General features: G+C 49.4%; 12 protein-coding genes. 1 reads left to right on the top strand and 11 read right to left on the bottom strand.

The window, feature by feature from the left end:
- Positions 1–400 precede the first annotated feature (400 nt).
- A complete protein-coding gene (gene mtaB, locus NQU17_03120; protein UUM12568.1) occupies positions 401–1,726 on the bottom strand; it encodes a tRNA (N(6)-L-threonylcarbamoyladenosine(37)-C(2))-methylthiotransferase MtaB in 1,326 nt (441 codons plus the stop codon).
- Positions 1,710–2,480: a 16S rRNA (uracil(1498)-N(3))-methyltransferase gene (locus tag NQU17_03115; GenBank protein UUM12567.1), complete on the bottom strand. Its 771-nt coding sequence runs from the start codon at positions 2,478–2,480 to the stop codon at positions 1,710–1,712. The genes mtaB and NQU17_03115 overlap by 17 nt, the downstream gene beginning before the upstream one ends.
- Before the next feature lie 182 nt (positions 2,481–2,662).
- On the opposite strand from NQU17_03115, the gene NQU17_03110 reads away from it, so the two are divergent.
- The gene (locus NQU17_03110) at positions 2,663–2,869 is read left to right on the top strand and encodes a cold-shock protein (GenBank protein ID UUM12566.1); all 207 of its coding nucleotides are present in this window, start codon (positions 2,663–2,665) and stop codon (positions 2,867–2,869) included.
- 172 nt (positions 2,870–3,041) lie between these two features.
- Here NQU17_03110 and prmA read toward each other — a convergent pair whose 3' ends face one another.
- The 9 genes from prmA to NQU17_03065 all read right to left on the bottom strand — a co-directional run bounded on the left by prmA (position 3,042) and on the right by NQU17_03065 (position 12,009).
- Positions 3,042–3,992 (bottom strand): 50S ribosomal protein L11 methyltransferase, encoded by a 951-nt coding sequence (gene prmA, locus NQU17_03105; protein UUM12565.1) that lies wholly within the window; start codon positions 3,990–3,992, stop codon positions 3,042–3,044.
- Positions 3,982–4,680, bottom strand: a complete 699-nt coding sequence (gene surE / locus NQU17_03100) for a 5'/3'-nucleotidase SurE (GenBank protein UUM12564.1) — start codon at positions 4,678–4,680, stop codon at positions 3,982–3,984. The genes prmA and surE overlap by 11 nt, the downstream gene beginning before the upstream one ends.
- A 56-nt stretch (positions 4,681–4,736) precedes the next feature.
- Positions 4,737–4,865: a hypothetical protein gene (locus tag NQU17_03095; GenBank protein UUM12563.1), complete on the bottom strand. Its 129-nt coding sequence runs from the start codon at positions 4,863–4,865 to the stop codon at positions 4,737–4,739.
- Positions 4,866–5,083: 218 nt separating this feature from the next.
- Positions 5,084–6,241, bottom strand: coding sequence for a molecular chaperone DnaJ (dnaJ, locus tag NQU17_03090; protein ID UUM12562.1), 1,158 nt, complete (start codon positions 6,239–6,241; stop codon positions 5,084–5,086).
- A gap of 125 nt (positions 6,242–6,366) precedes the next feature.
- Complete coding sequence (gene dnaK, locus NQU17_03085) at positions 6,367–8,214, bottom strand: molecular chaperone DnaK (protein UUM12561.1); 1,848 nt, start codon at positions 8,212–8,214, stop codon at positions 6,367–6,369.
- Between the two features lie 77 nt (positions 8,215–8,291).
- Complete coding sequence (gene grpE / locus NQU17_03080) at positions 8,292–8,987, bottom strand: nucleotide exchange factor GrpE (GenBank protein UUM12560.1); 696 nt, start codon at positions 8,985–8,987, stop codon at positions 8,292–8,294.
- Complete coding sequence (hrcA, locus tag NQU17_03075; protein UUM12559.1) at positions 8,980–10,041, bottom strand: heat-inducible transcriptional repressor HrcA; 1,062 nt, start codon at positions 10,039–10,041, stop codon at positions 8,980–8,982. The genes grpE and hrcA overlap by 8 nt, the downstream gene beginning before the upstream one ends.
- A gap of 494 nt (positions 10,042–10,535) precedes the next feature.
- The gene (locus NQU17_03070) at positions 10,536–11,282 is read right to left on the bottom strand and encodes a ribonuclease H-like domain-containing protein (protein UUM12558.1); all 747 of its coding nucleotides are present in this window, start codon (positions 11,280–11,282) and stop codon (positions 10,536–10,538) included.
- A complete protein-coding gene (locus tag NQU17_03065) occupies positions 11,257–12,009 on the bottom strand; it encodes an HAD-IB family hydrolase (protein UUM12557.1) in 753 nt (250 codons plus the stop codon). The genes NQU17_03070 and NQU17_03065 overlap by 26 nt, the downstream gene beginning before the upstream one ends.
- Positions 12,010–12,051 lie beyond the last annotated feature (42 nt).

Below are 12,051 nucleotides of genomic sequence, written 5' to 3'. Positions count from 1 at the left end.
TTATCAAAATGAGTTGGTCCCATTAAAGATTAAACCTATATTAACACATCGTTCGACCTTTATACAATATTTATAAATCACTTTTTAAAATTACGGCCAGTGTAACGTTTAAATAAGCCCCATTCTATACATTCTTGTTTATAATTATGCATCTTCGCAATCCGGAACAAGCCGTATTTTGCTTTCATTGATAATTTCGTCGTAAATTAGCGAAATATCCATGCATAAATGACGAATTGGAAATCTAAACGCCTCGATTAAATCTGTTTGATAACGCTCAACAGGCCGTATTGTTCGAAAAGCCAAAACAATTCAATGGTTATTTAATGAGTTGTCATTTCTTTAAATAAACTGTTCGTTTTCGAGAATATCAGGGCCTTTTCCTCTTATTTTTTGATCATTACGATTCATCCAGCAGGATCCCTGTGCAATGAGTCGAAACTGAAGATACGATGTACACCTTACGGATTTGTCCGGCCAGATCTGCTTCGGTTTCAACCCGAACCTCGACAAAATGCTCAGTGAGTCCCCTCCCCATTGAACTATCACTGTGTTCAAACAGGATGGCCTGAACAGTCCCAATCAGACTGGCATGAAACAGATTCTCCATTTCATCTGAAAGGCTGGTCAGCTCATGGCTGCGGCGATCCTTGTCCGCCGGAGAAACCTGATTCGGCATGCCGGCAGCCGCGGTACCTGCGCGAGGGCTGTATTTGAAGACATGAGTCTTGGTCAGCCGCAGCCTTTTCAGGAAATCCAATGTTTCTTTGTGCTCATCCTCTGTTTCTCCGGGAAATCCGGTGATCAGATCGGTCGTAATACTGACCTGGGGAATTTGAACCCGAAGCGCATTCACAACTTCTTCATATTCCCGGGTAGTATAGCGCCGATTCATCCGCTTCAGAACTGAATCAGATCCGGACTGAAGACTTAAATGGAAGTGTGGACAAAGCTTCCTTAAGCGAGCGATCCGTTCCAGACGATCCCCTTTGAAAAACATTGGTTCGATGGAGCCGATACGAATACGCTTCAGCCCTTCAAATTGTTCCAGATCTTCAAGCAGCTCAATCAATCCATAGCTTGAATCACCCAGCAGAACGCCCTGATCTGGTTTATCCAGTCCATAGGAAGCAATATGAATGCCGGACAGTATCACTTCCTGAAAACCAGCCTCGACCAGCTGATGAATTTCCTTCAGGACAAGATCCTTTCTTTTGCTGGAGATCCCACCCCTGGCATAAGGGATCATGCAATAGGTGCAAAATCGGTTGCAGCCATCCTGGATCTTAAGAAATGCCCTGGTCTTGTCTTCAAAATCGCTGACATTCAGCGGCTCAAACTCATGGGAAGCCATGACGTCCGAAACCTCCACAATCCGCTCGCCAGTGGCCAGGCTGCGGTTAGCCAGTTCTACGACCCGGGATTTGTTGCGTGAACCCAGTACGATGTCAACTCCGTCAATGGCGGCGATTTCTTCCGGTGCAATCTGGGAATAACATCCGACCACGGCGATGACCGCATCCGGGTTCATCCGACGGGCGCGGCGGATCATCTGGCGGGACTTCTTGTCACCGGTATTCGTCACAGTGCAGGTATTAATGACATATACATCAGCCTTTGATTCAAAGGGAACTGCCTCGTAGCCGTCTTTTCGGAACAGCTCCAGCATGGCTTCCGAATCATAAATATTGACGCGGCAGCCCAAGGTTTCAAACGCGACTTTCATGAAGTTCCTCCTTCGCCGGACGAACACCAGCCATATCTCCGGCAATATACTGCAGGATCGATACAACACTAAGGGCACAGGTTTCTGTCCGCAGGATCCTGGGGCCCAGTGTAATTATTCTGGCTCCGTTCTCTTGCAGCCATTGGATTTCAGAAGACTCAAACCCACCTTCCGGTCCGACCACAATGCCAATTCGCCGCGAAGCGCGAATCTCATCCTCGCATCCGGCAAGACCGGTACCTTCCTGATTTTCATAAGGGACGAGAATCAGGTCCAATCCCCGCATTTCCTGTTCCAGTTCCGTCAGCTCGATGGGCTCAGCTACCTTCATAATCCTGCTCCGCATCGACTGTTTTCCGGCCTCCAGCGTAATCCGGCGCAGCCGGTCAAGTTTTTTATATTCCGACCGCACTTCCGGTATGACCCGTTGAGTAATCAGCGGCACCAGCCGCACAGCGCCAAGCTCGGTCAGTTTCTGACATACCAGTTCCATTTTCTGACCTTTGGGAAGTCCCTGAAAGATTGTCAATTCCAAAGGACTCTCATTGGTCTGGGCGATTTTTTCATCCAAACTCACCACAACCTCGGTCTTATTGATGGATCGAATCTCCCCCTGGTAATCCTGTCCGTCCAAATTGTTAACCAGTACCCTGTCCCCTTCCTTGAGGCGCAGTACCTTCCAGGCATGCTTGACGTCATCCCCGGTAATTCTGGCTGTCATCTCCGTAATATCCTGTGTAAAAAATTTATGCAATCATTGGCCTCCCATCGATCTTTTCATCAATCATATCGTATTGTCCGGTGATCCATGACGGATTGTTGTCAAATCCAATTATAACATGCATATTATTGGATTATTCACATCCTGTTATCCTGCCTATGTTATAATACTCCGTAACTTAAACAGTACGTTTTTATTAAGGAGATGTTTTTTTAATGAAAGAAGGAACCGTTAAATGGTTTAACCAGGAAAAGGGCTATGGCTTCATCGAAGTACCTGGTGAGAAAGACGTTTTCGTGCACTATCGTGCCATTATCTCAGATGAAATGAGAAAATCCCTCGATGAGGGCGATCGCGTCGAGTTTGAATTGGAAGAAGGCCCAAAGGGTCTCCAGGCAGCCAATGTTAAAAAACTGAGATAGCCCAGCAAACGAAACCACCCGACTCATACCGGCAAGACGGTATAAGTCAGGTGGTTTTTTCATTGCATGGACTTGCGACATCCCCTCTTCCCGATCAATCAGTCAATGAACATTCAGCGTTCAGTGCCTGGACCGGCTGACGAATTGCCTGAATGAAATCCTAAGTCAGGGATTATTCGGCTGCTTTCAATCGAGCCACTACCGCCCGCCAGTCGTTCTCATTGCGCACTTCAAGAACTTCAAAGCCGGATGCACTCAGCTGATCGAGCACATCCTGTTCCCGCAGATGGATGATGCCTGAGCCGATGAACAGACCGCCCGGTTTCAGGACCCGGTCCAAGTCCTTTGCCAGGAAGATGATAACGTCGGCAATAATATTGGCGATAACTACATCGGCCTTGTCGCCGGTTTCATCCAGCAGGTTGCCTTCCTTAACCGTCACCTGGTTCATCTGATTGAGCCTGACATTGATATTTGCAGAATCCACGGCAACCGGATCCAGATCAATGGCCAGGACTTCCTTCGCCCCAAGCTTGGCTGCTGTGATTGCCAGGATTCCAGAACCGGTTCCCACATCAAATACCGTTTCTCCGCCCTTCACATAATCCTGAAGGATCTCAATGCACAGCTTGGTCGTCTCATGGGTGCCGGTACCAAATGCCATTCCGGGATCCATCTCCACCACCAGATCTTCCGGGGCGGCATTGTAATCTTCCCAGGTCGGCTTGATCACGATTCGGGAACCGATCCGGATCGGTTTGTAGTACTTTTTCCAGGAATTGGCCCAGTCTTCTTCGAAAACCTTTTTGCCCTCCACCCGAAATGGTTCGCTGCTGATTCCGAATTCTTTCAGTCCGACGATTCGTTCCCGCAAAAAGGACATGTGCTCTTCCATATTTTCGGTATCCGGGAAATACGCGGTCAGAACCGCTGCTTTTTCCCCTTCCGGGAACAGGTTTATATCGGCAAAATCCCAGGATAACGGTCCTGCTTCTCTTGTCAGAAGATCGGTGGGATCCTCCAGTGAGATTCCTTTGACATTCATTCCATACAAAATCCCTGTCACAGCCTCAATTGCCTCCAGAGGGACAACGATTCTGATTTCATTCCATTCACCATTCATGCTTTTTTTCCTTCCATTGATTCAAAATATCGTAGCGGGTGCGATCAATCCCAATCGGAGTGACCGATACAAATCCATCTTCCCAGGCCGCCAGGTCAGTTCCTTCAGAAAAAGGACGGTTAAGAGACAATGCCTGACGGGTGATCCGGATTCCTTTGGATTGGCTCCGGCTGCCGCCGGGGAAGTTGACATTGAGGACCGAATCGTCATGCCAGAGATTTTCCTCAAACAAAAATTCCAGAACCCGGGCCAGCTCCCGACGTGTCAGCGGATCATCACCCAGCGCTGAGGAGAAGGCCGCGGAAGGGATCCCATAAAGCAGTGCTTCGCTGGCCGCTCCGACTGTCCCGGAATAATTGATGTCTATGCCAAGATTCGTTCCATGGTTGATCCCGGAAAAGACGAAATCAAACGTCAGTCCCAGCCGGTCCATTGCCATAATCACACAATCCGCCGGCTTGCCAGTCACCTGATATGCCCGGATTCCTTCCAGCGCATGGTATTCCGTCACATGCAGCGGTTGGCGAACTGTAATGCCATGGCTCATGGCACTCTGCTCCTCCGCAGGTGCCACGACGGTAACATCGCCGAACCGGGCTGCGGTCTGTGCCAGCAATCGAATGCCGCCAGCGCTGATTCCGTCATCATTCGTGATCAGGATTTTCGGTTTTTCAGTCAGTTGTTTCATCTCCGCTCCTTCCAGGCAGTAGGAAATTGGATCTCTCCCGATGGGAGGGCACGGGTTTAATTCTCTGTGGTGTTCCCATTATAATCCAACTCCGGCTTTCGCAAAAGCCAGAGTTGCTCATACTCCAGCTCATACTCCAGCTCAAACTCCTGCTCAAACTCCTGCTCAAACTCGAACTCACGCACATGCTCCGCCTCCGAACATTAACGCCTGCTCATCCTCTTCAGGATTCTTGATCATGCATCAAGATTGAAGGTTCACTGTCCAGCCATCTGGAAACGAAGTAATTCTTCGGTCCGGCTCGAACGTGCCTCGGGCTCGAACGAGCCACGGCCCATGGAAATGGCCAAAGGGGCAGCGGCGCTGTTCCTTTGGCCATTTAAGCATTTGCCGTCAAAGCAATTTAGAAAATCCCGAATTTTCGTTTTTTGTCGGCGGATTTCTTCTCACCGGCTTTTTTATCGGAGGCTGAGAATCCGGATGCTGCCAGATAAGCCTGCAGAGCTTCCTTCTGGGCATCATTGAGTTTTTGCGGCGTATCCACAATCACATTGACAAACTGGTCTCCGCGCTGATCCGATTTGGAATTGACCAGGGGAACTCCTTTGCCCTTGAGCCGGAATACCGTGCCGGATTGCGTTCCCGCAGGAATCTTGTAGCTCACTTCGCCATCCACTGTCGGGACACGGGTTTCCATGCCCAGGGCAGCCTGTGCAATATCAATATGCTTATCGATGAAAATGTTGGTGCCTTTGCGGACAAACGTTGAGCTGGGCTTGACCCTCAGCACCAGATGCACGTCTCCGGCGGGACCGCCTTTAAAGCCGGCACTGCCCTGGCCGCGCAACGGAATCACATTGTTGCTGTCTACGCCCTTGGGGATGTTCACCGTGACTTTGCGCTGGGTTCTGACCCGTCCCTTGCCGCGGCAGGTCGGACATGGTTCCTCAATGACCTCGCCTTCGCCATGACACACATCACAGACAGTTTCCGTCATCATATTGCCAAACATCGTCTGGCGCTGGGTGCGGATCCGGCCGGATCCCTGGCATTTGGAGCAGGTCCGTTTCTTGGATGGATCCTTGGCACCTGAACCATGGCAAGTATCACAGGTATCGTCCACTGTGAGGTTGATTTCCTTCTTCGTTCCGAATACGGCCTCCTCAAAGGTCAGATCCAGGTAGTATTCGATGCTTTCACCGCGACGGGGCGCATTGGCACTTTGCTGCCGACCTGATGAACCGGTGAAGCCTCCGAAGAACTGGCTGAAAATATCGCCCATATCGAAACCTTCAAAATCATATCCGGCATATCCTCCGCCCTGTCCGAAGCCACCATTGAAATCCGTGGTTCCGTACTGGTCGAACTGAGCTTTTTTCTGCGGATCGGAAAGAACCTGATACGCTTCATTGATCTCTTTGAATTTTTCCTCTGCCGCTTTGTCACCCTGGTTTCGATCCGGATGATACTTTATTGCCAGTTTGCGGAAGGCGCGCTTTATTTCTTCTTCGGTGGCATCCTTGGTCAGGCCAAGGAGCTCATAATAATCTTTATTGGCCATATTTACTCCCGTTCGTCAAGATTTTGAGAACCAGGCAGCCTGGTTCTCAAAATGACTTGTTGGTTATGATTTTTTCTGCTGCATGGATCACTCCATGACATTCCACTGAAACAGTGTATCAGAAATTACTGCTTGTCTTCAACCTCGAAATCTGCATCAACGACATTGTCGGGACCGGACTGTGACTGATCAGCTGTTCCCGCTTCCGGGCCGGCACCTTCCTCCGCAGAGGCCTGAGCGCTTGCCTGGTAAACCTTGGAGGATACCTCGTAGAAGGCCGTGGTCAGCTCATCCTGGGCTTTTTTAACCGCCTCCAGATCTTCGGAATCGGTCAGTTTCTTCAGCGCTTCGAGTTTCTCCTCGATGCTCGCCTTATCAGCGGCATCTACCTTGTCCTCGATATCCTTCAAAGCTTTTTCAGTCTGATAAACAGCCTGTTCCGCGTTGTTTTTGATTTCAACCCGTTCTTTCTTCAGGCGGTCTTCTTCCGCGAAGCGTTCTGCTTCCTGAACAGCCTTGTCGATATCAGCTGAAGTCATGTTGGAAGAGGCGGTGATCGTGATATTGGCTTCCTTGCCGGTTGCCTTGTCCACTGCGGTTACCTTGACGATACCGTTGGCATCAATGTCAAAGGATACTTCAATCTGCGGGATGCCGCGCGGTGCCGGAGCGATTCCGGAGAGCGTGAAGCGACCCAGTGTCTTGTTGTCCATGGCCATTTTGCGTTCACCCTGAACTACATGGACGTCGACTGAAGTCTGACCATCTGCTGCCGTGGTGAAGATCTGGCTCTTTTTGGCCGGAATCGTGGTGTTCCGTTCGATGATCGGGGTTGCAATTCCGCCCATGGTTTCAATTCCCAGGGTCAGCGGAGTAACATCCAGCAGGACAATGTCTTTGACGTCTCCGGTCAGAACACCGGCCTGAATGGCGGCACCCAAAGCGACCACTTCGTCCGGGTTGACACCCTTGGTGGGTTCCTTGCCTGTAAATTCCTTTACGATATCCTGAACTGCCGGGATTCTGGTGGATCCACCGACCAGGATTACCTTATCAATGCCGGATACTTTCAGTCCTGCATCCTCAATGGCCTGCTTCATGGGCTGCATCGTGGCCTTGACCAGATCGTCGGTAAGTTCATTGAACTTGGCTCTGGACAGTGACATATTGATATGCTTGGGTCCGGTGGCATCCGAGGTAATGAAGGGAAGGTTGATCTGAGCCGTTGTAGCGGAAGACAGTTCAATCTTTGCAGCCTCAGCAGCATCCTTGAGGCGCTGCATGGACATTTTATCATTGGTCAGATCGATGCCGTTGGACTTCTTAAACTCTTCAGCGATCCATTTTACGATTCTCTGATCGAAGTCATCTCCGCCCAGCTTTGTGTTTCCATTGGTGGAAAGAACTTCGAAAACGCCATCTCCAAGATCCAGGATGGATACATCAAATGTTCCGCCGCCCAGATCGTAGACCAGAATCTTGTGAGCGTCATCGGTTTTGTCAATACCATAAGCCAGGGATGCGGCCGTCGGTTCATTGACGATACGCAGGACTTCAAGTCCGGCAATTTTTCCGGCATCTTTGGTTGCCTGGCGCTGGCTGTCGTTGAAGTAAGCCGGAACCGTGATAACCGCCTGGGTAACGGTTTCGCCCAGGTAGCTCTCCGCGTCACGCTTCATTTTCTGAAGGACCATTGCTGAAATTTCCGGTGCGGTATACTTCTTGCCATTGACGTCTACTTTAAAGTCGGTTCCCATCTGGCGCTTGATGGAAGCGATGGTGTGGTCCGGATTGGTGATTGCCTGCCGCTTGGCTGTTGCTCCTACGAGCAGGTCTCCGTTGGGCTGGAATGATACGACGGAGGGTGTCGTCCGGGCTCCTTCGGAGTTCGGGATGACTACCGGGTTTCCGCCTTCCATAACCGCTACAACTGAGTTTGTGGTACCAAGGTCTATTCCAATTACTTTTGCCATAATAAGCCTCCTAAATATATCTTGAATCTAATATTTTGCTTGTTGTTTAAAATCAGCCTCGGTGAAGCATCCGCTGATTAGTTTGCTACTTTGACGACGGTATGGCGAATGACTTTATCACCGATCTTATACCCTCTTAAAAACACTTCCGAAATTTCTTTTTCTCCCTTATTATCATCCACTTCATGCATTACGGCCTCATGGTAATGGGGATCAAAGGGCTGATCCGTGGGAATTTCCTCCACCCCGAACCGCTGCATGGCCTGAACGAACTGGTCCAGCGTCATCTGAACGCCATCCTTTAATCCGGGCAGGTCATCCGTTTCCGAAATAAGCGCACGCTCCAGATTATCGATGACCGGGAGAATATCCTTGAGCAGATTGGAAGTACACTGAGCGGAAAGCTCTTCCTTTTCCCGGGCAGAGCGCTTCCGGTAATTATCATACTCCGCAGACAGCCTGGTCAGGCGATCCTTGAATGCATCCAGCTCGTTTCCAAGCTTTTTATTCTCATCTTCCAGGTTCTTGATTTTTCGTCTGAAGAATATCATCTCATCCTCTTCTCCGGCGGAGGAAGCGGCTGCTTCGTCCTCACTGATTGTCGGGGCTTGCTCGTTCGATCCGTCGGATTCCGAATGAACCGGTTCCGTCAGTTCCGGATCTTTTCCATTGGCTTCAGGGCTTTGACTCGCCATGGTCTCTTCTGCTCCGGCAGCCTGAGTCATTGCCTCTTCTTGCTTCAAAAGATCCTCTTTGTCTTTCCACTTATCCATCGTCCGTCTCCTCTGTGATATTTCTCAGTTTGCGGTTTAGTTCATCAACAACACTCTTCAGGATTGAGCTCATTTTGGAATAATCCAGTCGCTTTGGTCCCAGGAGATTGATTGTTCCCACATCCTGTCCATTCAATTTATATTTAGCCGAGATAATCGACCAGTCTTTCGTTTCCGGTAAATTCGTTTCCTCGCCGATCACAATTCGGAATTCGTCCTCGCAATCTTCACAGGACTCGACATTGACCATCAGTTCATCGGGATTTTCCAAGACTTCCAGTACTTCTCTTGCCTTTTGGATATCATTGAATTCCGGATAGTCGAGGATATTGTTCTTGCCTTCTACGATGTAGCCATTGCTTTCATCGTAGAGCGCATCATGAACAGCGGCCATGATGGAGGCAAACAGTTCGGAATGTCCGGCCAGATCACGACGGATTGAATCCATAATTAAAATATCGATTTCCGAAGCTGCCAGTCCGGACAACTTGCCCGTCAAAAGATTCGACAGCATCAGAAGATCCTGCGGTTCCGGGACATCCTTGGTATCGAGAATCGTATTTTTCACCTGGTTGTTGCCAAGTACCAGCACCACCATGATGTGATGCTCACCCAGCGAGACCAGCTGAACCGTTCGGATCTGGGAAAATCGGGTAGAGGGCTTTCTGGTAATGATAGCCAGATTCGTCAGCTGCGACAGCATCTGCGAGGTTTGGCGGATGATCTTGTCTATTTGAAAGGAAGCGATGGACAGGATCTGCTTTTCAATCAGAGCAATTTCCTCTCTGGTAGCCTCTCCCCGTTCCATCAGCTGATCCACATATACCCGATACCCTTTCGAAGATGGGATCCGTCCGGCTGATGTATGAGGCTGCTCGAGGAAACCCATCTCTTCCAGATCGGACATCTCGTTGCGGATGGTGGCCGGACTGATGCCCAGGTCATATTTTTTCGCCAGGGTCCTTGATCCAACCGGTTCACCGGTTGAAACATAGTCTGAAATGATGGCTTTGAGTATTTCCAGCTTCCGATCATTCATTCCGTCTTCCAGCATTCCCCCACCTCCTTACTCTGTTAGCACTCATCTTGTTCGAGTGCTAATTAACCCATAACTAGGATATCATTTGAGGGAAACCATGTAAACCCTTTTTATTAGATTTAAATATTAAAAATACATGAAATCCAGGATTTCCTCACCCGATTTCTCGCTTCCGATTTCCTCAACCAATCGAACGCAAAAAATAACCCTGAGCTCGCGCTCAGAGTTATTTTCATGAATTGAATCAAATGGGGTGATCGACAGACCAGCCCGATGCCTGCATGGGTTCGGCTGAACGGGTTCGCTGCACGAATTCTCATCGGCGTGTTGAATAAATTCTTACAGACTCTCCAAAGAAAATGATCTGGCTGTTTCGGTTTCTTCATTATATATATTTCAATCATCCGAAAGCCCGCGGAAAATTATGCAAAGTATTCAAATTCTTACTCAATCAAGGAAATCCTGTCCTTTTTTTCTGCTTGCATAGCTCTGCACCGATGTATGCCGGATTACGATTCGGAATGGGACTGATCCTCGACGACTTCTCTGGCCATCTGCCTTTGCTGCTGGGCGGCTTTTCTCTCCCCGAGAAAACGATCCACCTCCACCTGAGAGATGTCCGGCCAGGCATCCAGAATATAATAAAGATTGACTACATCCATGCGATTGTATTCCAGCAGGCGGCTCTTCTTTTCAGTCGGCATGCGCAGGATATAATTCGGATCGGCCATGACCGCGGCAAATGTCTTGGCTATGGTGGACCCTGAAATCGACGGACCCGTCCGTTCCACACCGGCGAATTGTTCCAGTGCGTTCAGACCGATCATTGCTGAGAAATCTTTATGGAATCGAGTCTGCAGGTCCACAACTTGAAACACCTCCCGCAGATTGGTGTTCAGTCCAAACTTGTGAAACATGGCGTGAAGAACCATCAGATCATTCCGGGCAGCGAAGGCAACCAGATGATCGTACCCTTCCCTGCGCTTGCGCATCAGATACTCGTGGCTGCGGAGCACCATGGTCTTTAAATCCGTTTTATTTTCCAGGAAATACTGAGTGCAGATGAGTTCGTCGTTTTCCCGGACGGCAGCTCCAAAAATGCCCAGTGCAATGGGTTTATGATAAATATAATGTTCCAGGTCCAGATAAACGGACCGGGATGTCAGTTCTGTTTCCTCCGGCCCAGCCCCGGGATTGGCCTTCAACTCCCGGAGCTCCGGGCCATACACCTTATACCGTGTGATTTGTTCGATCATCGACCAGCTCCACCTGACTCAGATTCATTCGATAAATCACATCTTTGCGTTCCACAATACAGGTTGCTTTGGCCATCAGCTCCGGATCATTCCGGACCAGGTTAATCAACTCCCTGGTTGGATTGATCAGATTGGGATAGCCAGTCAGGCGGAACATCGAGATATCCGCTGCCGTATCGCCGTAAGACCAGGACTGACTCAGATCGATATCATGGGTAACCGCCAGTTCTTCCAATGCCTGCTGTTTGCTTTCGGCGGTCCACATGGGAATGATTTCTCCGGTGTACCGGTGATTCCGATCCATCAGATAGCGGGAACCGCGAAAATCATCAAAGCCATAGAATTTCGCCATGGCTCCTACCAGTTCATACGGACTGCCTGACACGGTGATGCACATGTGGCCCTGTTCCTTATGCCACTGAATCCGCTGTCTGGTATACACATAAGTCCTCATGGCCTTATCTTCAATGACCCGCTTTACAATATGCTGAACCAGAGACCGATGATGTCCCATGATCGCCTGGGTATACATGCTGGACATCTTCAGCAGATACATGTCATATGTGCCCAGCCGGCGATCCCAGTTCACAAACTCCGGACGGACTTCATCATACCATTGCTCATAGCTGATGATTTCACATTTTACAAGCATCTTAAAGAGGTCAGCGATGAACCCTTCCCGGTATAGCGTGCCGTCAATGTCAAAAAATGCTGCAGTTTTTTTCATTCAGACCCCTTCTTCCATCTTTTATTTATTAACTCCTGTTCT

Source organism: Clostridiaceae bacterium HFYG-1003, assembly GCA_024579835.1.
Lineage (GTDB): Bacteria > Bacillota > Clostridia > Clostridiales > Clostridiaceae > JG1575.
This window is presented reverse-complemented; position numbering and strand designations above follow the sequence as displayed.